We start from the raw sequence: 22,770 nt of genomic DNA, 5'->3' as shown, positions 1-22,770 counted from the left end.
GGGGCAGATATGACGGATGAGCGCCGACGCAAAGGGCGAAGACAGGCAGAAGGCGCCATGAGGGACGTCCTTTGGTAGGAAGACGCAGCCGCGAGGGAGGCAAGACGGCGATGACGGAGGCGGCAAAACCGGCTTTGACCCAGGATGTCGACGAGGATGCACGCGCCCTTGCCCGGCAACTGACGCGCAGCAGTCGCTATGGCTCGCTCGCGGTGCTACGGCCTGACGATGGATTTCCGGCAGCCAGTCGCGTGCTCGTGGCGACGGACTTTCTCGGTCGCCCGCTCCTCCTTGTCTCCGGCCTCTCGCTGCATGCCAAGGCGCTGCAACACGACAGGCGCTGTTCGCTGCTTCTCGGCGAGCCCGGCAAGGGCGATCCGCTCGCTCATCCACGCCTGTCTCTCTTCGCCACCGCCGACATCATCGCGCCGGACGCCCCCGAACGGGCAAACCTGCGTCATCGCTTCCTCGCCCGCCATCCCAAAGCCGAGCTCTATGTGGATTTCCCGGATTTTCGTTTCGTTCGGCTCGATTCCCTCTCGGCCTCGCTGAATGGCGGCTTTGCCCGTGCCTATGAGCTCGAAGCCGGGGACCTTCTCGACGAAGCGATCGACACCGATCTCGAAGCAGCCGGGGAACGCGCCCGGCTTCATATGAACGAGGATCATGGCGACGCGATCGATGCGATCGCCGCCGCCAATGGACAGGCGGGTGACGGCTGGCGCATCGCGACCGTCGACCGACGCGGCTTCGAGATCGCCCGATCCGATCGCCTCGCCCGAATCGCGTTTCGGCGCGATCCGGCAGGAGACGGCGGCTATCGTAAAGCCTTTGTCGATCTGGTCTCGGACGGCGCGCATTGACGTGATGGGCGGCGTTTGTGACCGCTCACGAAATCCTTGCGCACCGAGATGTGCCCATCACGGCTCGTAGCCATCCGGGCATGCGGCCTGGAAGCGGCGGGAGGAGCCGGCTCTGCGCCAGATACATTCGCCAGGGGAATTGGCAGCCTGGCCGATGAGATCGTCGCCCGGGCGCACGGTGGGCACAGGAATACGGCCCATGCGAAAGGATTTCGTCGACGCGTCCTCAAGGCCGAAGACAGCGCCGAGGACGGGAGAGCCCTCCGGCCCGGTGCAGCCGCCGGCGACGAAGGCGAGACCGCCGAGCAGAACCGCCGTCATGCTCCGACGACGCAGCACAGCCGAGCGTGCAGCCCGCCGGTCCGACCCAGAGCATTCGACCGACAATCGTCTCACCGACTTCGCAAAAGGCATGTCTCGTCCCTCCCTCGGTCCTGTCATCGCCTAGCGCCTCGCGCCCTCGATCTCGGTCGCCCGAACCGCTTTCCCCGTCTTCTATTGCGTGCGAGACGAGCAAAGAGGCGGCGACTAAGGTCCCCCGCTCATAAAAGAAAAGGCCGCCGGTCGCCCGGCGGCCCATAGTCGTCAAAGCGACGAACCGGTCAATAGCCAGCCGGGCAGCGATAGATATTGCCGTCCGAATAGCGGCAATAGCCCTCGCGCTCCTGGCTGCGGCCGACGACATTGCCGGCGACCGCGCCAGCGCCTGCGCCGAGCGCACCGCCGATCAGCGCGCCCTCGGCATTGCCGCTGACGCCGGCACCGATGGCCGCGCCGCCAAGGCCGCCGAGGGCGGCACCGCCAGCGGTGTAGCGGTCTTCGGTGGTGCAGCCGGCAGCCGCGACGGTCATTGTCAAGGCGGTGAGCATGAACAGCTTTTTCATTGTCACGGTCCTCTCCGTAAGGTGTCCCATAGGGGCAAGGATAGAGCTTGCAGTCCGGCGAGCAATGGGTGCGGTCCCCCGGACAGCCCAAGAATTGTCAGGGACGACACATTTTGCGTCCGTTCGACGGGACCATCGATCGGACGCTGTGAGCTTTTGATCATGCTCCCCGCGGGAAAGACTCGGATGCGGCACGCGCCGACCGGCGAGCTCAGCGCCGCTGCGAGACGGCGTTCCTGATCTCGTTCAACCGATCATTGCCCCGATCGACGAGGCGCTGGCCTTCGTCGAGCTTGGCGCGGGCATCGCGTTCTTGCGACCGGCCCTCCTCGATCAGCCGGCGACCGCGTTCGATGTCCTTCTCCGCCTGAACCGCCTGCGCGCCCATCTCGGCACGTGATTGACCTTCGGCCACAAGCCTCTCGCCGAAGGTCGGCTCGGACGCGCAACCGGCAAGCGCCGACATAATGGACAGGGCAACGAGACTGCGGATCGGGAAACGGGTCGACGGCATGGGTCCTCCTTTTCAAATCCGCCGCCGGATACGGCTCCAGGCCGGCGAGATGAAGGCGCAAAAGGTCGCATGGTGGCTTGGGCGGGGCGCTGCGAGGGTTGCGATCGCCCCGCCGCCTTTTGCTCTGGATGGGAAGGCGTGAAAGGATGAAACGCCATCCGATGGGGCCAGCGATGGAGAGAGCCATGTCCCGACCGCCGGCGGTGCTGTTCGTCTGCCTCGGCAATATCTGCCGCTCGCCGCTTGCGGAAGCCGCGCTACGTCTCGAAGCCGAGCGGCTGAGCGTCAAGGTCGAGATCGATTCGGCGGGAACGGGCGACTATCATATCGGCGCGGCGCCCGACCGGCGGGCCCAGGCGGTCGCCTTGCGTCATGGCGCCGACATTTCCCATTTGAAGGCGCGGCAGGTGAGCGAGGCCGATTTTCGCCGCTTCGATCATGTCATCGCCCTCGACCACGAAAATCTGCACATTCTTAAGCGACTGCGGCCAGACGATGCGACGGCGAGCCTCTCGCTGCTGCTCGACCATGTGACGGGGCGCGTCGGCGAGCCCGTTGCCGATCCCTATTATGGCAATGCCGACGGGTTCGAGACGACCTGGAGCGACGTCAGCGCCGGGGCGAAGGCCCTTATGGTGCGGCTGATCGCAAGCAATACGAGGGAGCCAGCCGATTGACCAAGCTCGCAGCCGCAGGCGAGCGGCTTCTCGGCGGACGGATTACTGCGTCAAAATCCCTTTCCGGCGGCGATCTATCGGCCCTTTTGCTGGTCACGATGGAGGATGGCCGCAAGGCGGTTCTCAAAGGCGGCCCGGCGCCTCGCACGGAGGCCTCGATGCTGGAGGTGATCGCCAAGACCGGCGCTCCGGCCCCAGCGGTTCTCGCGGTCGACGACGATGCTCTCGCCATCGAATGGATCGCCTCAGACGACAGCCTGCAGAGGGCCTGGGGCAGCCTCGGCACCGCGCTGAAGACGCTCCATGCTGATGAGGGACCGGACTATGGCTGGCCGGAGCCCTATGCCTTTGGTCCCGTTGCCATCGACAACCGACCGGCGGCCGACTGGCCGAGCTTCTTTGCCGAGCGCAGGCTCATGGTCCATGCGGCCCATATCCCCGAAGATCTCGCGCGGCGCATCGAAGGGCTCTGCTCAGATCTTACGGACAGACTGCCGAAGACCCCATATGCCTCGCTCCTTCACGGGGATTGCTGGTCGGGCAATATTCTCGTTTCGAAGGGCTGCGTCACGGGGCTGATCGACCCGGCATCCTATTACGGCGATAGAGAAGTCGATCTCGCCATGCTCCATCTCTTCGCCTCGCCCGGCCCCGCCTTCACCGAGGCCTATGGGTCGCTGGCGCCCGGCTTCGAGGAACGGCAGACGATCTATACGCTCTGGCCCGCCCTCGTTCATCTGCGGCTCTTCGGGAGCGGCTATCGAAGGCTCGTGGAGCGCCTTCTGGCCATGCTCGGTGTCTGACCAGGTGGCTTTGCCTTCGATCGAGCGAGGGCGCTTTGTCGGACGCTCGTGAGCGGCCGAAGGCAACAGCGTCAGTAAAAAGCAGGCTCGATCGCCGAATAGAGCGTGCGTCCAGCGCCATACCAGAACAGAGCCAGAAGCACCGCGATGGCCATCCAGGTCAGTATGAAAATCTTGCTGTCGGGCTCCGTGTCGTCCTGCATCCTGCCATTCCCCATCTCAACAGTCTTTGAACAGGAGCCGAAACGGGCGGAAGACCACCATCCGCCTTCCATCGGCTCGCATTCCTTTCGTTTCCGCCTCCGCCTTGCCGGCCAGAACTCGCGCCGGGCGAGTCCCAAGGCCTCCCAACAGCGACCATGCCGAGGGTCAGAGGCTCAAGAGCATCAGCGACCCGGTGCATGATGCGCCAGCGCGCAGGCAAAGAGCGTTGGGATAGTCTCGGACCCAATTATTCGGCGAGCGCCCCAGTCGACGGGCGCCTCTGCGCCGTTGGGAGCAGCGCAAAGGCGACCGTCGAAGAGCTGCGATCCCGGTTCCTGACCGGCAGCCCTGCAAGACGATTTTCATCATACGTCAACCAAATTTGCATACCCCAAATGGGATATGCCGCAAGAATAAGTGTCACCATCGCTCGGCGCGCCTATGGCTCCTTCCAAGAATTGGAAACGAAAGGCGCCGAGATAACGGCGCCTCGTAAGGTCTCGTCCTAAAATCACCTGTTCTGATAACAGATATACCTTCAACGGTAGCGCTAGATGCCGAAACTCACGCACGCTCAGGGTGCTCGTCCGCCCAATGGGCGAGGACGCCTGGCTCGGCCCCGTCGATGGGATCGCTCGCCGGGCGCGACAGCGCAGCGATCCGACGGCGCGCCTCGTCCAGATCCATCGAACCGGCCCGGGTGATCGCACCGGTCTGGCCCGGCGGATAGGCGCCGGCCACCGCGAAATCCGAGCTCGCCTCGAAGCGCTTATGGCCGACCCCTGCGGGGAGAATGACCACATCGCCCACTTCGAGATCGAGAACGCGCCCACCTTCTTCCGGCTCCCCGCCGAAGCCGACCTTCCCGGTCCCGCTGACGCAGGCCAACACTTCATGGCCTTCCACATGGTAGTGCCAATAGTCGTAGACCGTATAGGTCCAGGTTCCCTGCCAGCCGTGATCCTGAAACCGCTGCTCGACAGCCGCCGAACGAGCCGCCTCTTGGGTGATCGCCCCCTTTACGAGGAGAAGCGGCCAGTCGCTATTCGGGATCGTTGCGGTCGCAGGCAGGCGGATCGGTTCGACGGACAATGGGGCGGCCTCCTCTCGGTTGATGGCGCATCTCTGGGTTAACCGGTCGGGGCGTCATGATGGTTCCCTGGCTGGAAAAGGCCGAAGGAGCCAATCTGGAACGTCCCCTATCCGAGCTGACCGGACGTCGAGTTCTCCGAGCCAACACGTCGCCAGCGTTTTTCTAAGATCGAGACCATTCCCGGCGGTTTCCGCGAACAGTCACTTGGACAACCATACAAAAAACGCCGGCGCGGACCTTGGTCCACACCGGCGTTTCGATTGGCCTTGGGAGGCTCTGGGTCTAAAAAGGCCTTATTCGGCCGCAACGGCGAATTTTAGATATTTCGCGGTGTTGATCTTGTCGGAGGCCTGGACCTTGGCGAGGATTTCGTCCGAGACCGGCCCGTCCACATAAAGCAGCGCGATGGCATCGCCCCCCTTGGCCGAGCGGCCGAGCTGGAAGTTGGCGATGTTGACGCCCGCCTCGCCCAGCGTGTTGCCGAGGAAGCCGATGACGCCGGGCGTGTCGTCATTGGTGCAGTAGATCATGTTCTCGCCGACTTCGGCCTCCAGGCCGATACCCTTGATCTGGATGAAGCGCGGCTTGCCGTCCGAGAAGCAGGTGCCGGCCACCGACCGCGTCTGCTTCTCCGTCGTCACCGACAGCATGATGTAGCCGTCGAAGATGCCGGACTTGTCGCGCCGCGATTCGGTCAGCTGGATGCCGCGTTCCTTCACCATGATCGGCGCCGAGACCATGTTGACGTCGGCGACTTGGCTGCGGATGAGCCCGGCGAGCACGGCCGAGGTCAGCGCGCGGGTGTTCATCCCCGCCACATGGCCGTCATAAGTGATCTCGACCTTCTTGATCGCATTCTCCGTCGCCTGGCCGGCGAAGGAGCCGAGAATATCGGCGAGCTTGACGAAGGGCGTCAGCTTCGGCGCTTCCTCGGCGGTGATCGAGGGCATGTTGATGGCGTTGGTGACGGCGCCCCGGATCAGATAATCCGACATCTGCTCGGCGACCTGAAGCGCGACATTCTCCTGCGCCTCGGTCGTCGAAGCGCCGAGATGCGGCGTGCAGACGACATTGTCCAGGCCGAACAGAACGGAGTCCTTGGCCGGCTCGGTTTCGAAGACGTCGACGCCGGCGCCCGCTACCTTGCCCGACTTGATGCCTTCCGCAAGATCGGCCTCGACGACGAGGCCGCCGCGCGCGCAATTGATGATGCGCACGCCGTCCTTCATCTTGGCGATCGCCTCGGCATTGATGATGCCGCGCGTCTTGTCGGTCATCGGCGTGTGCAGCGTGATGAAGTCGGCGCGCTTGAAGAGATCGTCGAGTTCCACCTTCTCGATGCCGAGTTCGGCCGCCCGCTCCGCCGACAGGAACGGATCGAAGGCGACGACGCGCATCTTCAGTCCGACACCTCGGGTCGCCACGATCGAGCCGATATTGCCGCAGCCGATGACGCCGAGCGTCTTGCCGGTGATCTCGACGCCCATGAAGCGGTTCTTCTCCCACTTGCCGGCCTGGGTCGAGGCGTCGGCGGCGGGCAGCTGGCGAGCCACGGCGAACATCAGCGCGATGGCGTGTTCGGCCGTCGTGATGGAATTGCCGAAGGGCGTGTTCATCACGATGATGCCCTTCTTGGAGGCTGCCGGAATGTCGACATTGTCGACGCCGATGCCGGCGCGGCCGATGACTTTCAGATTGGTCGCCGCCTCGATGATCTTCTCGGTCACCTTGGTGGCCGAGCGGATGGCAAGGCCGTCATATTGGCCGATGACTTCGAGGAGCTTGTCCTTGTCCTTGCCGAGATCGGGCTGGAAATCGACCTCGACGCCGCGATCGCGAAAGATCTGGACGGCAGTTTCGGAGAGCTTGTCGGAAACGAGAACGCGGGGTGCCATGGGATATCCTTTGATGTCTTTTGGAGGCGCGCGAGGCAACTCAAGCGCGGCGTCATGGGCATCATGCGTGTCGGCCGTCATCCTCGGGCTCGCCCCTAAGGATCTGCCGATCTTTGAAGAGAACGGCCGGCGCATGACATTTCAAATCTGTCGAATGCCGTAACAGGACAGGCGAGTTCAGATCCTCGGGACGATCCCGAGGATGAGGATTCCTGTCATTCAAGCCATGCGGTCAGGCAGCCTTTTTCAGCTCGCCCTTCTGGGTCTCGTAAGCCCAGGCGAGCCAGGGCATCAGCGCTTCGAGATCGGAGGCTTCGACGGTCGCGCCGCACCAGATGCGAAGGCCGGCTGGGGCGTCGCGATAGGCGCCGATATCGAGGGCGACGCCCTCCTTCTCGAGCAGCGACGCAACACCCTTGGCAAAGGCGTTCTGCTCGTCCTCAGACTTCTCGGTCAGCGCCGGATCGGTGAAGGTCAGGCAGACGGAGGTGTTGGAGCGGATATCCTTGGTCTTGGCCAGGAAGCCGAGCCAGTCATGGCTTTCGACGAAGCGCTCGATGACGGCGAGATTGGCGTCGGCGCGGGCCTTCAAAGCCGTCAGACCGCCGATCTCCTTGCCCCAGGCCAGCGCGTCCAGATAATCCTCGACGCAGAGCATGGAGGGCGTGTTGATGGTCTCGCCCTTGAAAATGCCCTCGATCAGCTTGCCGCCCTTGGTCATGCGGAAGATCTTCGGCAGCGGCCAGGCCGGCTTGTAGCTCTCCAGGCGCTCGACGGCGCGCGGGGACAAGATCAGCATGCCATGGGCCGCTTCCCCGCCCATCACCTTCTGCCAGGAGAAGGTGACGACATCGAGCTTGTCCCAGGGAAGGTCCTGGGCGAAGGCGGCGGAGGTCGCGTCACAGATGGTCAGGCCCTGGCGGTTTGCTGGGATCTTGTCGCCATTGGGCAGGCGCACACCGGAGGTTGTGCCGTTCCAGGTGAAGACCACGTCGCGATCGAAATTGAGCGTGGAGAAGTCGACGATCTCGCCATAGGGGGCTTCGAAGGTGCGGGCGTCGTCGAGCTTCAGTTGCTTGATCGCATCGGTCACCCAGCCGGCGCCGAAGCTCTCCCAGGCCACCATGTCGACGCCGCGCGCGCCGAGCAGCGACCACATGGCCATCTCGACGGCTCCGGTGTCAGAGGCGGGCACGATGCCGATCCGATAATCGGCGGGAACATTGAGAATGTCGCGGGTTTCGTCGATCGCCCGGGCAAGCTTGGACTTGCCGATCTTCGCGCGATGGGACCGGCCGAGAGCGGCGTCCTGAAGCGCTTCGAGGCTCCAGCCGGGGCGCTTGGCGCACGGTCCAGACGAAAAGCGGGGATTGGCCGGACGCAGATCCGGCTTCGCAGCAGTGGTCATCTTGTAACTACCCTTTCAGATAGGCGCGCCTCGTTGGGGAGGCGTGTCCCACGGATGGCGATATGCCTTTGCGCGAGGTCCGTCAAGCGACCTTTCGATGACAGCGCGCTTTATCCTTACGCCGATGTTTCAAAGCCAAGCGGGCCTCATTGCCAAACGCGAAAACGGCGGACCGATGGCCCGCCGTTCGAAGGAAAGCTAAAATGGATAAGCGCGCCCGGGGCCTACCAGAGGGAATAGCGTACACCCGCCCGGATCTGATGGATGTCGAAGCCATCGTCGTTCTTGATGCCGAAGGCCTTGTATTCGGGCACCGACAGATAGCGATAGCCCACATCGAGGGTGAGATTCTTGCTGACATTGTAGCCTAGGCCCGCCATCAGCGAATAGGACAGCTGCCAGGTCGAATCGTCGAAATTGACCGTGGTCTCCCCTGTGGGTGAGCCGTAATTGATATTGGCGACCGAGGCGAGGCAGCCGACATCGGGATCGGCCGATCCGTTACAGGTCTCGTTGGCCTTCGCCGTCGTCTGGAAGTTGGCGACGCCAAGGCCTGCGCCGACATAAGGGGTGAAACCCACATAGGTGCCGAGGTCCACATAGGCATTGGCCATATAGTTGTAGACGTCGAGATCGGCGGAGCCGGCGATATCGCATTCGTCGTCATAGGCGCGATCGAACGGGCCGGCGCCCAAGTCGACCGAACGATAGGTCGTGCAAGGCGTGCGGCCGTTCAGGCTCGCATCGGCATTGGCGAGCCATTCGGCGGTCGCGTCGGCGCGCAACCAGTCATTGAAGCGATAGCCGGCGCCGATCCCAGCGCTCCACTGGTTTTCGACGTTCTCGTCGAGCGTGCCGTACTCCGATCCGCTCGAAAACGGCGCGCGCCGGTTGATGGTCACCGTGTTCTCGCCCTTGAAGGCATAGCCGACGTCGCCGCGCAGATACCAGCCGGTGCCGATCTCCACGGGCTGCAGTTCGGGCGCGGTCTCGAAGAGCGGCGTCTCGTAGATCGGCGGCAGATCGGCCGCATGGGTGGCCGTCAGGCTCAAGAGCGAAGCCGAAAGCGCGACAAGCGCGGAACCGGCACGGATCGAAAAGTGGGTCATCGTCATCTCAACTCCGGCCGCTTGGACGAGGCCTTTGGGTCGATTGCCATTTCCCCTTGCGGGGACTTGGCCTGGACGATGCCAGCGAATGATTAACGAGCCATTAACCGTGTTTTTTAACAGGTCATTTTCCATGCCGCCCGGCGGGTTCAGCGCCGATCATGCGCAACCGATCCCGGCCCGTCTCCATCCTGGATAGGACGGCTGATCGAGACGCCTATGGCTCGGTGCAAACACGTCGTTACAAAGCACGAAGGCCGCGCTCCCGAACGGGAAACGCGGCCTTCGTGTCAGACTTGACGGATGGGGCCTGCCTTTTCGGCAAAAGCCGCTCCCGATTATTTCCAGACGACGTCCTCTTGGACCGGGACCGGATCATAGACCGGCATCGGCTCGACCGGCATCGGGCCCTTGCCCTTGCCGAAACCGCCGCCACCGAACTCGTAGCGCAGACCGGCGCGGATCGTATGGATGTCGAAGCCATGATCCCAGGACTGAACCCCGGTGAAGCCGGCCGCCCGATCCTCGTCATCGAAGCCATAGGCCTCGCCGCCGCGAATATGGGTCCACTTGTAGCCGGCGTCGAATTTGAGGCTCGAGGTGATATCCACCGAAGCACCGGCCGCGAGGCCGTAGGCGAAGCGCCAGCTCGACTGACCCTCATGCTTGCCGCTGGAGCCGCAGATCGGTCCGCCATGGCCGATAACAGCCTGATCGCAGACGAATTTGTTGTTCATCGAACCGTAGGAGACATTGGCGAAGCCGAGGCCGGCGCCGACATAGGGCGTGATGCGGCCGTATGTGCCGAGATCGACATAGGCATTCGCCATGACCGTCCAGATGTCGGCATCGGAGGAGTCGTCATAGCTGCAGACGTTACCCGGATAGCCGGCGCAGTTGGTCGAGCCGCGAAGATCGGTCGAGAGATAGTCGGCCGTCAGATCAACGCGGGCGAACTGATTGAAGCGATAGCCGAGACCGCCACTGATCAGGAAGCTGTCGTCCGTCTCGATGCTCTCATAATGAGCCTGGTCAAGAAAGATGTCGTAGCCATGCGCCGTCGCATAACCGCGCTGATACTTGTAGTAACCGTCCGTCTTCGATGAGAAAGCGTAGCCCACGTCGCCGCGGATATACCAGCCGGCCGTGGAAACCTCCTCGACCGGGACGGGGAGCGGCTGCGGCTCGATATAGACCGGCGGTTCGATAAGATCGGCGGCCGGAGCCGCAAGGGTCATTGCCGACAGGGCCCCGAGAGCCGCGGCGGTTGTCAGCAGATAAGTCTTCATGGTGGTGTCTCCGCGTCAACGGCGCATCGGCCGCCCGGATGACGACCTGTTAGCCTTAACGAAGACGGTAAATTCCAATGGTTAATGTTTCGTTGACCCTACGGGCGGCTTAGAAGTTCGACGGAAAGCAAAAGGCGCCATTCGGCGCCTTTCGTTCAATGACTTACCCGGATCAGGTCGAAGACGGCGGGGCTGTTGCTGATCGGCCTCAGCCCCTGTCTGCAACCGGTCAGTTGCCGGTCTGGCCCTGGCTGATCGCCGTATAGGGGATCTTGAAGGCCGAATCCTGGATGTTGCCGCCTTCCTGAACGTCGAAGATCATGACCGTCGTATCGCGGCCCTGCTTGTCGCGGATGGTCCATTGCTTCAGATCGCTGGTCTTCGGATCGAACATCATGGTGATGCGCGAATTGCCGAAGACGGAGCGGTCGCCCATCACAATGGTGGTCAGGTCAGGCTCTTCCTTCACGCTCTGGATATTGGCCTCCGAGAGATCGATGCGCCGGTCGAGAAGCAGCTTCAGCGGGGTCTCGGACAGGGGATAGGTGTCCCAGGTGTTCAGCTTCTTGTTGTTGATCGCCACATTGGAGCCGTCGGCGATCACGCGCAGCGGCGTGTTGGTGTAGTCGAAGCGCACCTTGCCGGGCCGCTCGATATAGAATTTGCCCTCGCTCTGACGTCCGTTCGGATCGAACTGGACGAAATTGCCATGCATGGAGGGCACGCTCGAAAAATGGTCGGCGATGCGCTGGGCCGCGCTCTGGGCATAGGCGGCTGACGGGGCCAAGGCCGCGATCGGAAGAGCGACCGTCATGGAAAGGGCAGCGGCGAGGCCAAAACGGGCAAGGCTGGAGCGGAGGCGAGCGAGAAGTGAGGTATGGGCCATCGGTCTCATCGTCGAAGCGGTGTCTGGTTCGTGTCGGTTCGGTTTCATCCTGGCCATTCTACATCTCAAAAATGGCGCGAAGCCGCCGCGTGGGGCACGCGAAACCGAAACCATCTCAGGTCGAAGATCATGCGAAATTCGGCTTTTCCAAGGTTCACCAGAATGACAATCCGGTCATGAACCCATACTGAATGCGAAGTCCTGTGCGGAATCGAAAGACGGCAGGGCCGTTCAAGCGGGCTTGTCTCAGCCCGGTCCGAACCCGCCGATCGCCACGAAGACGGCGATCATCGTGAAAATGATGCCGAGTGAGATGGTTGGCCGAAAACCCCATTGACGCGACCACGGCCATGTCGGGATCGCCGCGATCAGCACGAGAAAGGCCAGAACCACGATGATCGGCCCGTAACCCACTTCCATCTCATTCATCTCCTTTGAGCCATTTGCGCCAACCGACAGCTTCGTGATCGGCGCGTTTCATATGCGTCACATGCGTGCCATTGGCACGGGGTCAATTGACAAGGCCGCCCGATGGCGCCACCTCGAAGGCGTTTAGCGCGTCGGGCGAGCCGGGAAAGACTGGTCTTCGATCATCCGGCGTGTGACCAAAGGGTTCGAAAGCCTCGGGCAACGCCGATCGACCGAGGCGCCTGAGCGCCGGCGCGGAGCTTCAAGCGATGAAGGACATGACCATGGAAGACGACATCATCGCCGATCCCCTGCCCCGCAAGCGCACGGTCGGGGTCGATGTGGGTGGCGTCCTGGTCGGCGGAAGCGCCCCGGTGGTGGTCCAATCGATGACCAACACCGACACGGCGGATGTGGATGCAACGGTCGCCCAGGTCGCAGCGCTCGCGCGCGCCGGCTCCGAGATCGTGCGCATCACCGTCGATCGCGACGAATCCGCGGCCGCCGTTCCGAAGGTGCGCGAGCGGCTGGATCGCTTGGGCGTCAGCGTGCCGCTCGTCGGCGACTTTCATTATATCGGTCACAAGCTTCTCGCCGATCATCCGGCCTGCGCCGAGGCGCTCGCCAAATACCGCATCAATCCCGGCAATGTGGGCTTCAAGGACAAGCGCGACCGGCAGTTCGGCGCGATCATCGAGACCGCCATCCGCTACGACAAGCCGGTGCGCATCGGCGTCAATTGGGGCTCGCTCGATCAGGAGCTTCTGACCCGGCTGATGGACGAGAACAACGACCTCTCCGAACCGCGCTCGGCCCGGGCCGTCACCCGCGAGGCGATGGCGCAATCGGCGCTGTTGTCGGGCGAACTCGCCGAGGAGATCGGCCTTCCGCGAAGCCGCATCATTCTCTCGGCCAAGGTCAGCCAGGTTCAGGATCTGATCGCCGTCTATCGCGATCTCGCCCGGCGCTGCGACTATGCGCTCCATCTCGGCCTGACCGAAGCTGGCATGGGCACCAAGGGCATCGTCGCCTCTTCGGCCGCCATGGGCATCCTCCTTCAGGAAGGCATCGGCGACACGATCCGCGTCTCCCTGACGCCGGAGCCCGGCGGCGACCGGACCCGCGAGGTGCAGGTGGCTCAGGAGCTTCTCCAGACCATGGGCTTCCGCCAGTTCCTGCCCGTCGTCGCGGCCTGTCCGGGCTGCGGGCGCACCACCTCGACGGTGTTCCAGGAACTCGCCGAGGCGATCCAGTCTGACATTCGCACCAATATGCCGGTCTGGCGGGAGAAATATCCCGGCGTCGAGGCCCTCAATGTGGCTGTCATGGGCTGCATCGTGAACGGTCCGGGCGAATCCAAACATGCCGATATCGGCATTTCGCTGCCCGGCACGGGCGAGAGCCCGTCCGCGCCGGTCTTCGTCGACGGCAAGAAGGTGACGACGCTGCGCGGACCGAAGATCGCCGAGGACTTTCAGGCGATGGTCGCCGATTACATCGAAAAGCGCTTCGGCTCGGGCAACGGACGAGCGGCGGCCGAATAAGACGAAGGGCGGCGGATCGACCGTCGCCGCTTCAAACCAGCTTCCAGGGAGCGATCATGGCCGTTTCGCCGAGGACGATCACCATCGCCGTCCTTCTTGCGCTCGCTCAAACCCTGGCGACAGGAGCAGCGGCACAAGACAAGGCAGCGGCCGCGCGGGCGCCGGCGGAGAGCGCCGTCTCGGCCGACAAGAGCGAAGCGCGCGAGGACGAAGCGCCCGAGGACAAGGCAAGCGAAACGACGACCGAAGCGTCCAGCACTCAAAAGGACCCTCCGCCGAGTGCCGCCGAAGCCGCCAATGGTCAGGACGAAGCGACAAAGCCGCCGACGGCCGCCGAAATCTGTTCGGTAATCCGGGATTCAGCCGACCGGGTGAAGATGGACAGGGATTTCTTCGCCCGCCTCATCTGGAAGGAGAGCCGTTTCGACGTCAAAGCGGTCTCGCCGGTGGGGGCGCGCGGCATTGCGCAATTCATGCCCTATACTGCCAAGGAACGCGGGCTTGCCAACCCATATGATTACGAGGAAGCGATCCGCCACTCGGCGCTCTACCTCCGCGACCTGAAGGCCGAGCTCGGCAATTGGGGCCTTGCGGCGGCGGCCTATAATGGCGGCATCAACCGGGTGAAAGGCTGGATGGCGGAGACTTCGACGCGCGGCCTGCCCTATGAGACCGTCGAATATGTGAATGCGATTACCTTTCGCCCGGTCGAATGGTTCACCGAGACGGGGCGGGAGGTCGAGCCGCGCCCGCTCGATAAGGACCTTTCCTTCGATCAGTCCTGCGCTCGGCTGCCGATCATGAAGACCAGGGCCGTTTTCGCCTCGCTGGACGGCAGCGAGAGCGTGCCGATGAAGCCCTGGGGCGTTCAGGTCGCCGGCCACGCCAATCGGTCCGTCGCGGTCAAAATGTTCTCGCGCGTCCGTTCCGCCTATGGTTCCGTCATCGGTGGCAAGGACCCGCTGGTCATTCGTTCGCGCAATGCGAGCCGTCAGCGCATTTATGCGGTGCGGATCGGCGCTGATTCCCGCTCGGAGGCCGATGGTCTCTGCGGTCGTCTGCGCAAAGCGGGCGGCTCCTGCATCGTGATGAAGAACTGAACACCCGTCTCGGCTTCATGCCAAATCAGCCGGCATCGCCCGTTTTCGTCCGAAGATGCGGCAGGACCTGACGGGTGGGTTCGGTCAAGGGCTTCGGAAGCGCATCGAGCGCGAACCAGCCGAGGCCGGAATGCTTGTCCGGCTCCTTGAGAACGGCTTCGCCTTCAAAAGAGGCGGCCCGATAGACCGGCGAGACCCAGTGATATCGCTCGGCCTCTTCAGCGTGATGCTCTTCGGTGAGGCAAATCAATTCGCCGATTGCCACCTTGATGCCGAGTTCCTCTTGCGCCTCGCGGGCCGCTGTCATTCGTGTCTCTTCAAAGAAATCGACCTTGCCGCCCGGCAGGCCCCAATGGCCGGCCTGCGGCGCCTTTCGCCGCTGGATCAGGAGAAGTTCGCCGGCATCGTTCAAGATGACGACGCCGCAGCCAACGCCGGGTCTGTCCATTGTCGCTTCTCGCTCTCTTGCCCGTCACCGCCAATGCGCGATGACTGAAGGCGAGGATATGGCGATCGAGACCGGCGGACGATGGCCTCGCCCGCCAATCCACAATAAGAAGGATCAGTCCGTCAGTTCGCTGCGGTCGCGGTAGAAGTCGAGGGCGCCGGGATTGGCCAGAGCCTCGATATTCTTGACATCCCGTCCCTCGACGACTTCGCGCACGGCGAGTTCGACGATCTTGCCGGACTTGGTGCGCGGAATGTCCTCGACCGCGACGATCTTGGCCGGCACATGGCGCGGCGAAGCGCCGGTACGGATTGCCGTCTTGATGCGCTTGACGAGATCGTCGTCGAGCTCGACACCTGCCACCATTTTCACGAAGAGAACGACGCGAACATCGTCGTCCCAGGATTGGCCGATGCAGATCGCTTCGCCGATCTCCTCGAACTGTTCGACGATGTTGTAGATTTCGGCCGTACCGATCCGCACCCCTTGCGGGTTGAGCGTCGCATCCGAGCGGCCATGGATGATGAGGCCGCGATGCTCGGTCCATTCGGCAAAGTCGCCATGGGCCCAAATGCCCGGAAATTGCGAGAAATAGGCGTTGGTGTAGCGCTCGCCCGTCTCGTCGCCGAAGAAATAGATCGGCATGGACGGGAAACCTTTGGTGCAGACGAGATCGCCCTTCTCACCGGTCACGCTCTCGCCCGCCTCGTTCCAGACATCGACGGCCATGCCGAGGCCCGGGCCCTGAATTTCGCCCTCATAGACAGGGAGCCAGGGAATGCCGAGCACGAAACAGGAGACGATGTCCGTGCCGCCGGAGATCGAGGCGAGATGAACGTCGGGCTTGATGCCCTCATAGACGAAGTCGAAGCCTTCGGGCGACAGCGGCGAGCCGGTCGAGGTGAGCATTCTGATGCTCGACAGATCATGGGTCTCGACCGGTTTGAGACCTGCCTTGCGCACGGCGTCGATATATTTGGCCGAGGTGCCGAAGAAGGTCGCCTTTTCGGCCGCCAGATAGTCGAAGACGACGTTGCCATTGGGGTGGAAGGGGGAGCCGTCATAAAGAAGCAGCGTCGCCCCGGTGCTCAGCGCCGAGACCAGCCAGTTCCACATCATCCAGCCGCAGGTGGTGAAGTAGAAGACCCGGTCGCCTTCTTCGATACCGCAATGGAGCCGATGCTCCTTGGCGTGCTGGAGAAGCGTGCCGCCGACCGAATGGACGATGCATTTGGGAACGCCGGTCGTGCCCGACGAGAACATGATATAGAGCGGCGCCGAGAAGGGCATCGGCTCGAAGGCGATCGGCCCGGCCTCATAAGGCTCGATAAAGGCCGGCAGGGAAACGCCCTTGTCCAGCGCGGCCGCGACATCTTCGGCCTTGCCGAGATAGGGGACGATGACCGTCTTCACGCCAAGCGCCTTGGCGATCGGCTGCAATTTGTCCGCCACATGGATCGTCTTGCCGGCATAATAATAGCCGTCACAGGCAAAGAAGAGCTTCGGTTCGATCTGGCCGAAACGGTCGAGAACGCCTCGCTCGCCGAAATCGGGCGAGCAGGAAGAGAAGACGGCGCCGATCGAGGACGCCGCCAGCATCACCGCGACCGTCTCCGGCATATTGGGCAACATCGCCGCGACCCGGTCGCCAGCCCCGACGCCCTCGGCCCGCATCGCCTCAGCGAGGCGCGAGACCAGCGAATGAAGTTCGTCCCAGGACAGCCGGCGCTCCACCTTGTCCTCGCCGCGAAAGACGATGGCATCCTCATAGCCGGTCTTGGCGAGAAGGTTCTCGGCAAAATTCAGCCGCGCCTCGGGAAAGAAGAGATCCTCGCGCATCGTCGCGCCGGCCGCGAGCGCCGTCCCGCACTTGTCCCCCTTGATCTTGGAAAAGCGCCAGACGAGATCCCAGAAGGCTCCACGATCCTCGATGGACCAGCCATGCAGAGCCCAATAGTCGCCAAAGGCTTGGCCTGTTTCCTCTTCCGCCTTTCTGGCAAAGGCCGACATCGGATGGTTGTCGATGGTCTCTTGAGACGGGGTCCAGAGCAGCTTCCCGGTCATTCCAAACCTCTTTCTGACATCGCGGTCATGTTGATGCCACAGGTTTGGGGCAGGAGCCATGACCTAGGATGCGTGGACTATGCGGCTATCTGGTACGAAGTTTCGCATTGCAACAGCGTGGCCATCTTGCCAGTCCCGTCTCCAAACCCGACATGGGATTGAAGCCTATTGCAGTGCGCAATCGGTTTCGGGTTGAAGAGGTGGAATGACGAAGGCGTCCAATCGCCTCGGGATCGGACGGACCATCTCCACCGCTTTGGAAGGGGCCGTTTGGAAATAAGGGCCCGATTCGGAGATTGGATCCTTTTGCTCACCGTCATGGAATTGGCGTGGGCTCGCCGGAGGACCGCAAGGTCCATGTTCGGTGCGACGATGTCCTGTCCGGGGTCCGAGAGCTCTTGGCAGGAGCGCGCGAATGAAACGGTTTTGGATTTGGCCTTCGTTCGAGCGGACATCGCGAAGGACGATGGGAGCGTCAGATCCACCGTGCGGGAGGATGGCCGATGGTCGGCTGCCCCCGCAGAACTGGAGTAGGGGATGCTGTCGAAGCGCCGCAAAGGCCGGTGGCTGGGGATCGGGCTTTTCGCAGCCGTCATCGTGGCGGTGGCGATGCTCGCGCCGCGCTTTGTCCTGGCGTCCGGCGATGCGGAGCGGGAACTTGCCCAGCGCATTCGCGCCCTGACAGGTGCGGAGGTCGCGATCGGCGGGCCGGTTCGCTTCTCGGTGATGCCGCGCACGCGCCTCATCGCCGACCATGTGGAGATCGGACCGGCGATCGGCTTTTCCGTCGATCGGATCGTCGCCGATCTCGATCCCGTCGATGCCTTGTTCGGCAAGGCGACCATTGCGCGGATCGTGCTGATCCGGCCGGAATATCGGCCCGCCGAGGCCCAGAGAGACGCATCTAACCCGATCGAGACGGGCCTAAGGCCTGCCGGTCCGGTCTCGCCTTCGATCGAGGCCTTCAACGAATTCGAGCGTCTCACCCGCGCCGCCATCACCCGCCTCGACAAGCTTCAGGTGCTCGAAGTCCGCGATGGGGTCTGGCGTCCGACACAGACCGGGATCAGCCCCAACGGCTTCAGCAACGCCAATTTCACGGTGGCGCGCACTTCCGATCGCAGCGCCGTTCGCGTCGATGGCAGCTTCATCTGGAACGGCCAGCCGGCCGATCTCGACATGTCGATCGCCTCGACCGCCAATCTCGAAGAGGCCGGCGCCAGTGCGGTGTCCTTCAGCCTGGCGACACCTCCGCTTTCGGCCAATTTCGACGGCACGCTCGATTTCGGCTCGCTGCGGCGCCTGGACGGCCGGTTTTCCATCGCGGGCGATTCCTTCTCTCGCATGGTCGGATGGCTCGCCTCGCCGCAGATGATGGTTCCCGAACTTGGCTCTGTCGCGCTCAATGGCGACATGGCGCTGGCCGGCTCGACCCTCGCTTTCGGCAATGCGGCGCTTTCCATCGCCGGCTCGACCGGCCAGGGGGCGATGGAATTCGATCTCGATCGTCGCCGGCTGAGCGGCACCCTCGCCTATCCGAGTTTCGATTTCGGCCCGATCGCCCGGGCGGTCGTGCCGCCGCCGACCGGCCCCTTCAATCTGCGCCGGCCGATCGACGTCGCTTTCTCCGACGCGATCGATCTCAATATCCGCCTGTCGGCGGGCGAGGCGTTAATCGGCTCGCTGCCATTGCAGGACGTGGCGGCGGTCATCGGCGTCTCGGACGGCAAGGCGACGCTGGATGTGGGCGACGCATCCCTGTTCGGCGGGCGCACCTATGGCCGCATCGCGCTGATCAATGGCAAGGTGCCGGGGCTTGCCGGCCACTGGACAGGCTCGGGCATCGACATGGGACGTCTGGTATCCCGGCTTGGCGACACCAATGTGCAGCTGACCGGCCAGGGCCAGTTCGATGCAGAGCTCACCGCCGACGCGCGGGATTGGGAGACCATCCTGTCCAGCGCCGAGCTGAAAGCCGATCTCACCGTTCACAACGGCATCGTGTCCGGCTTCGACCCCAAAGTGTTTTCGAAAGCGGGAACGCAGCCCCTCATGGCCGGCCTCGTGGAAGGCTCCATGCCCTTTACGCGGATGGAAGTCGAGTTGTCCGGCCACGGTCCACGGGTGGCGGTGGATGCGTTGGAAATCAAAGATCAAAGCGGCGTCCTAACGGCTCATGGCCGGGTATCCCTCACGGATCGTTGGCTCCAACTCTTGGGTAGCTATGAGGAATTTTCTCTGACGGCCTCGGCCGGAACGCCCGAGGAATTCACCGCCTCGCAACCGGTGAATTTTAGCCTGGAAGGCCTATGGCCCAATCCGAGGGTCGTGACGAGACCTTCCAGGAAGAGTTCCGGGCACTGAAGGACAGGGCCCAGGGCTCTACCGACGAAGTGTTGTCCAGCCTCTGATCCGTCGCGACCGGCGCCTTCACTTCATCGGTTCCCAGTCCATCCCCTCGCTTAGGAAATGGTTCGTTCACCTGAGAGAAAGGGCTCCATGCGAGCATGGCGGGCGAATGGGCCGCGCAGCATGTCATCGGTCCGCCGGGATGCCTCGAGTAAGACGCCCAAAAGTTGATCGACTTTTTGGATAACGGCTTACGAAAGACAAGGCTTTAGAGCGAGCATGCGACCCAACTCGGTCGCGTTTCACTCTATCGAGCTTCCGCCGGCGGTTCGGCGATCGCTGCCGGCGACAGCCACCGGATCTCTGCCATGCCGCGCTTCCCGCTCGTCTTTCTGTGCTTTGCTTTTGCGCTGGTCCCACCCGCGCTCGCCGGCAGCCGATCGGCGAGCGAATGTGCGGCACGCTTCCATGAGAAGCTAGCCGATGTCCGATCGGGCCCTTTCGCAAAAATCGCGGAGGCCAGGGCCCTCGCCCGACGCGGCGACGAACGCCTTCCCGGCCGCCTTGTCCTCACGCCCGCCTCGGGCCGGCGGAGCGGCGAGGAGGCAAAATCCCTGCGGATCGCTACGGGTCTTGCGCGCGCCCGGGGACGAGCGAGCTGGGCCGGTGATTCCGACAGCCGCTGGATCGCCGATCGGATCGTGACAGACCTCTCCGACTTTCTCGGCCAGGCGCCGGCACCTTATCTCTGCGCCGGCACCGAAAACTACGTATCGACCATGCGCAGCTATCTCGATCGCATCGGCTCCGGTTCGTCCGAGACGCTCACAGCCCTTACCGATGCGCAGACGACGCGCACCCGCCGCAGCCTTGCCGAGGCCTATGCCGCCATGCGCCCCGTGCCGCTGCCGCATTTCGCGCCTTCCGTTCGTCCCGCCGATGTCCAAAGCGTGCCGATCGCGCTCGATCTTCGCCCGAGCCTCACGGTCGGAGAGCGCCGCGACGGTCTCGATCCGATGACGACCCAGGGCCTCGCCAAGGCTCCCTATGGGCCCGCTATCGACCCCGATCTGCCGCCGAAGTCCCGTGACGTCGTCGCCCTTGCATCCGAAGGCGAGCGCCTGACCGCCATCGCAGCCCTTCTCGGTCGAGCCGAAGCTCGCGGCTTTCTCGCTTCGCCGGCAAGCGCGAACAGGACCGAGACGGAACGAGCTCTCGCCGAATTGCGCCCTGTCCTCGGCGCCCTTCGGGTCGCCGAAACTCGCCTTGAGGCCAGCGGTCGCATGGGGGACCCGCTGGTCGCCCCCGCCCTGCGCGCAGCCCTCTCCGACATCGAAGTGCTCGATTACCTCGCTCATGCAGCCGAGGAAGGCCCCGATCCGCTCCTCGCCGCGATTGAGGCGACTTTGCAGGCAATCATGACCGCCCATGAAAGCGCCGAGCGCGGCGTCTGAGCGTCTTCATCTCTGCAACTTCTCGGCCTTTCGATCTGCTGTGACGGGTGAACTGCTAAGGCGGGGTATGCACCGCCGATGCACGAAGAATAGGCTGATTATTTTTTGTGCGCCCTGGGAGATTTGTGCTTAATGAAGGAGCATATCGACCTCAGCTCTTGATCAATGGCCTCTCGACAAGCGCCCTGGCGCTGCTTTCCTCAAAGGCAGTAGCCTAAGGCTTCCATGCCAAAACCTGCCCCGATTCGAGTGATTGGCACGGCCTTTGCAATCTCCGTCCGGGAGCCCGCCGACAAAAAGGCGGGACGGAACGACAGGAGAGCTGGATGACGTCATCCCTGACATGGCTGCGCAATCTCGCCGCGGCGGCAACGATCGGGTCCACCATGGCCACAAGCGCCATGGCCCAGACGCCGAGCGGCGAGCCGATCAAGGTCGGTATTCTCCATTCGCTATCGGGCACCATGGCGATCTCGGAGACGACCCTCAAAGACGCCATGCTGATGCTCATCGAAGAGCAGAACAAGAAGGGCGGCGTTCTTGGCCGACCCCTTGAGGCAGTGGTCGTCGATCCCGCATCCGACTGGCCGCTCTTTGCCGAAAAGGCGCGCGAACTGATCAGCCAGGACGAGGTCGCGGCGGTCTTCGGCTGTTGGACGTCGGTCTCCCGCAAGTCCGTCCTGCCGGTCTTCAAGGAGCTGAATTCGATCCTGTTCTATCCCGTCCAGTATGAGGGCGAGGAATCAGAGCGCAACGTCTTCTATACGGGTGCCGCGCCGAACCAGCAGGCGATACCTGCCGTCGACTATCTGATGGACGAGGGCGTCGAGCGCTGGGTGCTGGAAGGCACCGACTATGTCTATCCGCGCACGACCAACAAGATTCTCGAGCAGTATCTGAAGGACAAGGGCGTCGCCGCCGAGGACATCATCGTCAACTACACGCCCTTCGGCTTCTCCGACTGGCAGACGGAAGTCGCCAAGATCAAGGAATTCGGCTCGACCGGCAAGAAGACCGCCGTCGTCTCGACCATCAATGGCGACGCGAACGTTCCCTTTTATAAGGAACTCGCCAATCAGGGCATCGAAGCGACCGACATCCCGGTCGTCGCCTTCTCTGTGGGCGAGGAAGAGCTGGCCGGCATCGACACCGGACCGCTGGTCGGCCATCTTGCTGCCTGGAACTACTTCCAGTCCGTCGACACGCCCGAGAACGAGGACTTCATCGCCAAGTGGCATGAGTTCACGGGCAATGACGAGCGCGTCACCAACGACCCCATGGAAGCCCACTATATCGGCTTCAACATGTGGGTGAAGGCGGTCGAGAAGGCTGGCACCACCGACGCAGACGCCGTCATCGACGCCTTGCCGGGCATTGAGCAGGCGAATCTGACCGGCGGCACCTCGGTCATGCTGCCGAACCACCACATCACCAAGCCGGTCCTCATTGGCGAGATCAACGACGAAGGCCAGTTCGACGTCGTCTCCGAGACCGACGACCTCGTGCCGGGCGATGCCTGGTCGGACTTCCTGCCGGAATCTAAGAAGCTGAAGGCCGACTGGGTCGAGCTGAAATGCGGCAATTACGACACCGAGGCCGGCAAGTGCCTGGGTGAGACCGCCGCAGCCCAGTAAGGCTTCCGTCTTTGCGTCTCCCGCACCCTGTCCTCCCAAGGGGTGCCGGCGGAGCGGCTGGTGATCGGCCGCTCCGCCCTTTTCAAACGCCCGACATCCCTCGCGGGACCGCCGGACAAACCGACCGACCGGGGCCTTGCCTTC

The 22,770-nt window shown here is 63.2% G+C and carries 21 protein-coding genes; 8 read left to right on the top strand and 13 right to left on the bottom strand.

Going from position 1 to position 22,770, the window contains the following annotated elements:
- The first annotated feature begins 110 nt into the window (after positions 1-110).
- Entirely contained in the window at positions 111-863 is a 753-nt protein-coding gene (locus B9A15_RS12760; protein WP_084410477.1) for a HugZ family pyridoxamine 5'-phosphate oxidase, read from the top strand.
- A gap of 57 nt (positions 864-920) precedes the next feature.
- Here the strand turns inward: B9A15_RS12760 and B9A15_RS12755 are convergent, their stop codons facing one another.
- The 3 genes from B9A15_RS12755 to B9A15_RS12745 form a co-directional block, all read right to left on the bottom strand.
- Positions 921-1,277 carry a hypothetical protein gene (locus B9A15_RS12755; RefSeq protein WP_084410476.1) on the bottom strand — a complete coding sequence of 119 codons (357 nt, stop codon included), beginning with the start codon at positions 1,275-1,277 and terminating at the stop codon, positions 921-923.
- Positions 1,278-1,465: 188 nt separating this feature from the next.
- Positions 1,466-1,747 (bottom strand): hypothetical protein, encoded by a 282-nt coding sequence (locus B9A15_RS12750; protein ID WP_084410475.1) that lies wholly within the window; start codon positions 1,745-1,747, stop codon positions 1,466-1,468.
- A gap of 211 nt (positions 1,748-1,958) precedes the next feature.
- Positions 1,959-2,261: a hypothetical protein gene (locus B9A15_RS12745; RefSeq protein ID WP_084410474.1), complete on the bottom strand. Its 303-nt coding sequence runs from the start codon at positions 2,259-2,261 to the stop codon at positions 1,959-1,961.
- Positions 2,262-2,446: 185 nt separating this feature from the next.
- Here B9A15_RS12745 and B9A15_RS12740 point away from each other — a divergent pair, with 185 nt between their 5' ends.
- A complete protein-coding gene (locus B9A15_RS12740) occupies positions 2,447-2,938 on the top strand; it encodes a low molecular weight protein-tyrosine-phosphatase (protein WP_084410473.1) in 492 nt (163 codons plus the stop codon).
- On the top strand, positions 2,935-3,741 hold the full coding sequence (locus B9A15_RS12735) for a fructosamine kinase family protein (protein ID WP_244556937.1): 807 nt from the start codon (positions 2,935-2,937) through the stop codon (positions 3,739-3,741). Before B9A15_RS12740 ends, B9A15_RS12735 begins: the two co-directional genes overlap by 4 nt.
- Before the next feature lie 71 nt (positions 3,742-3,812).
- Here the strand turns inward: B9A15_RS12735 and B9A15_RS23645 are convergent, their stop codons facing one another.
- From B9A15_RS23645 to B9A15_RS12700, 8 genes are all read right to left on the bottom strand, one after another.
- Positions 3,813-3,944 carry a hypothetical protein gene (locus tag B9A15_RS23645; RefSeq protein WP_273505233.1) on the bottom strand — a complete coding sequence of 44 codons (132 nt, stop codon included), beginning with the start codon at positions 3,942-3,944 and terminating at the stop codon, positions 3,813-3,815.
- Between the two features lie 565 nt (positions 3,945-4,509).
- On the bottom strand, positions 4,510-5,037 hold the full coding sequence (locus B9A15_RS12730; RefSeq protein WP_084410472.1) for a hypothetical protein: 528 nt from the start codon (positions 5,035-5,037) through the stop codon (positions 4,510-4,512).
- 294 nt (positions 5,038-5,331) lie between these two features.
- Positions 5,332-6,933: a phosphoglycerate dehydrogenase gene (gene serA, locus B9A15_RS12725; protein WP_084410573.1), complete on the bottom strand. Its 1,602-nt coding sequence runs from the start codon at positions 6,931-6,933 to the stop codon at positions 5,332-5,334.
- A 232-nt stretch (positions 6,934-7,165) separates the two neighbouring features.
- Positions 7,166-8,341 carry a phosphoserine transaminase gene (locus B9A15_RS12720; RefSeq protein ID WP_084410471.1) on the bottom strand — a complete coding sequence of 392 codons (1,176 nt, stop codon included), beginning with the start codon at positions 8,339-8,341 and terminating at the stop codon, positions 7,166-7,168.
- 224 nt (positions 8,342-8,565) lie between these two features.
- The gene (locus B9A15_RS12715) at positions 8,566-9,456 is read right to left on the bottom strand and encodes an outer membrane protein (RefSeq protein ID WP_170923282.1); all 891 of its coding nucleotides are present in this window, start codon (positions 9,454-9,456) and stop codon (positions 8,566-8,568) included.
- A gap of 332 nt (positions 9,457-9,788) precedes the next feature.
- Positions 9,789-10,739, bottom strand: coding sequence for an outer membrane protein (locus B9A15_RS12710; RefSeq protein ID WP_084410469.1), 951 nt, complete (start codon positions 10,737-10,739; stop codon positions 9,789-9,791).
- Positions 10,740-10,968: 229 nt separating this feature from the next.
- Positions 10,969-11,625 carry an outer-membrane lipoprotein carrier protein LolA gene (locus tag B9A15_RS12705; protein WP_139798368.1) on the bottom strand — a complete coding sequence of 219 codons (657 nt, stop codon included), beginning with the start codon at positions 11,623-11,625 and terminating at the stop codon, positions 10,969-10,971.
- 246 nt (positions 11,626-11,871) lie between these two features.
- Positions 11,872-12,054: a DUF3309 family protein gene (locus B9A15_RS12700; protein WP_084410467.1), complete on the bottom strand. Its 183-nt coding sequence runs from the start codon at positions 12,052-12,054 to the stop codon at positions 11,872-11,874.
- Positions 12,055-12,317: 263 nt separating this feature from the next.
- Between B9A15_RS12700 and ispG the strand changes: the two genes are divergently transcribed.
- Positions 12,318-13,577: a flavodoxin-dependent (E)-4-hydroxy-3-methylbut-2-enyl-diphosphate synthase gene (ispG, locus tag B9A15_RS12695; protein WP_139798367.1), complete on the top strand. Its 1,260-nt coding sequence runs from the start codon at positions 12,318-12,320 to the stop codon at positions 13,575-13,577.
- A 56-nt stretch (positions 13,578-13,633) separates the two neighbouring features.
- On the top strand, positions 13,634-14,677 hold the full coding sequence (locus B9A15_RS12690) for a lytic transglycosylase domain-containing protein (protein ID WP_084410466.1): 1,044 nt from the start codon (positions 13,634-13,636) through the stop codon (positions 14,675-14,677).
- 25 nt (positions 14,678-14,702) lie between these two features.
- Here the strand turns inward: B9A15_RS12690 and B9A15_RS12685 are convergent, their stop codons facing one another.
- Both B9A15_RS12685 and B9A15_RS12680 read right to left on the bottom strand, forming a co-directional pair.
- Positions 14,703-15,125, bottom strand: a complete 423-nt coding sequence (locus B9A15_RS12685) for an NUDIX domain-containing protein (protein ID WP_084410465.1) — start codon at positions 15,123-15,125, stop codon at positions 14,703-14,705.
- 114 nt (positions 15,126-15,239) lie between these two features.
- Complete coding sequence (locus tag B9A15_RS12680; RefSeq protein WP_084410464.1) at positions 15,240-17,189, bottom strand: acetoacetate--CoA ligase; 1,950 nt, start codon at positions 17,187-17,189, stop codon at positions 15,240-15,242.
- Between the two features lie 537 nt (positions 17,190-17,726).
- Between B9A15_RS12680 and B9A15_RS12670 the strand changes: the two genes are divergently transcribed.
- From B9A15_RS12670 to urtA, 3 genes are all read left to right on the top strand, one after another.
- Complete coding sequence (locus B9A15_RS12670) at positions 17,727-19,553, top strand: AsmA family protein (RefSeq protein ID WP_084410462.1); 1,827 nt, start codon at positions 17,727-17,729, stop codon at positions 19,551-19,553.
- A gap of 353 nt (positions 19,554-19,906) precedes the next feature.
- The gene (locus tag B9A15_RS12665; protein ID WP_084410461.1) at positions 19,907-20,992 is read left to right on the top strand and encodes a hypothetical protein; all 1,086 of its coding nucleotides are present in this window, start codon (positions 19,907-19,909) and stop codon (positions 20,990-20,992) included.
- A gap of 326 nt (positions 20,993-21,318) precedes the next feature.
- Positions 21,319-22,626 carry an urea ABC transporter substrate-binding protein gene (gene urtA, locus B9A15_RS12660; protein WP_084410460.1) on the top strand — a complete coding sequence of 436 codons (1,308 nt, stop codon included), beginning with the start codon at positions 21,319-21,321 and terminating at the stop codon, positions 22,624-22,626.
- Positions 22,627-22,770 lie beyond the last annotated feature (144 nt).

The sequence above is a fragment of the Fulvimarina manganoxydans genome, assembly GCF_900176465.1.
In the GTDB taxonomy this organism is placed as follows: domain Bacteria; phylum Pseudomonadota; class Alphaproteobacteria; order Rhizobiales; family Rhizobiaceae; genus Fulvimarina; species Fulvimarina manganoxydans.
The sequence above is the reverse complement of the archived record's forward strand: the minus strand, read 5'-3'. Positions and strand labels throughout refer to the sequence as shown.

What these genes read in the sequence shown, in the direction of transcription:
- B9A15_RS12760 (WP_084410477.1), top strand. Translation starts at nt 111, where the DNA reads ATGACGGAGGCGGCAAAACCGGCTTTGACCCAGGATGTCGACGAGGAT.
- B9A15_RS12755 (WP_084410476.1), bottom strand. Translation starts at nt 1,277, where the DNA reads ATGCCTTTTGCGAAGTCGGTGAGACGATTGTCGGTCGAATGCTCTGGG.
- B9A15_RS12750 (WP_084410475.1), bottom strand. Translation starts at nt 1,747, where the DNA reads ATGAAAAAGCTGTTCATGCTCACCGCCTTGACAATGACCGTCGCGGCT.
- B9A15_RS12745 (WP_084410474.1), bottom strand. Translation starts at nt 2,261, where the DNA reads ATGCCGTCGACCCGTTTCCCGATCCGCAGTCTCGTTGCCCTGTCCATT.
- B9A15_RS12740 (WP_084410473.1), top strand. Translation starts at nt 2,447, where the DNA reads ATGTCCCGACCGCCGGCGGTGCTGTTCGTCTGCCTCGGCAATATCTGC.
- B9A15_RS23645 (WP_273505233.1), bottom strand. Translation starts at nt 3,944, where the DNA reads ATGCAGGACGACACGGAGCCCGACAGCAAGATTTTCATACTGACCTGG.
- serA (WP_084410573.1), bottom strand. Translation starts at nt 6,933, where the DNA reads ATGGCACCCCGCGTTCTCGTTTCCGACAAGCTCTCCGAAACTGCCGTC.
- B9A15_RS12720 (WP_084410471.1), bottom strand. Translation starts at nt 8,341, where the DNA reads ATGACCACTGCTGCGAAGCCGGATCTGCGTCCGGCCAATCCCCGCTTT.
- B9A15_RS12715 (WP_170923282.1), bottom strand. Translation starts at nt 9,456, where the DNA reads ATGACGATGACCCACTTTTCGATCCGTGCCGGTTCCGCGCTTGTCGCG.
- B9A15_RS12710 (WP_084410469.1), bottom strand. Translation starts at nt 10,739, where the DNA reads ATGAAGACTTATCTGCTGACAACCGCCGCGGCTCTCGGGGCCCTGTCG.
- B9A15_RS12705 (WP_139798368.1), bottom strand. Translation starts at nt 11,625, where the DNA reads ATGGCCCATACCTCACTTCTCGCTCGCCTCCGCTCCAGCCTTGCCCGT.
- B9A15_RS12700 (WP_084410467.1), bottom strand. Translation starts at nt 12,054, where the DNA reads ATGAATGAGATGGAAGTGGGTTACGGGCCGATCATCGTGGTTCTGGCC.
- ispG (WP_139798367.1), top strand. Translation starts at nt 12,318, where the DNA reads ATGGAAGACGACATCATCGCCGATCCCCTGCCCCGCAAGCGCACGGTC.
- B9A15_RS12690 (WP_084410466.1), top strand. Translation starts at nt 13,634, where the DNA reads ATGGCCGTTTCGCCGAGGACGATCACCATCGCCGTCCTTCTTGCGCTC.
- B9A15_RS12685 (WP_084410465.1), bottom strand. Translation starts at nt 15,125, where the DNA reads ATGGACAGACCCGGCGTTGGCTGCGGCGTCGTCATCTTGAACGATGCC.
- B9A15_RS12680 (WP_084410464.1), bottom strand. Translation starts at nt 17,189, where the DNA reads ATGACCGGGAAGCTGCTCTGGACCCCGTCTCAAGAGACCATCGACAAC.
- B9A15_RS12670 (WP_084410462.1), top strand. Translation starts at nt 17,727, where the DNA reads ATGCTGTCGAAGCGCCGCAAAGGCCGGTGGCTGGGGATCGGGCTTTTC.
- B9A15_RS12665 (WP_084410461.1), top strand. Translation starts at nt 19,907, where the DNA reads ATGCCGCGCTTCCCGCTCGTCTTTCTGTGCTTTGCTTTTGCGCTGGTC.
- urtA (WP_084410460.1), top strand. Translation starts at nt 21,319, where the DNA reads ATGACGTCATCCCTGACATGGCTGCGCAATCTCGCCGCGGCGGCAACG.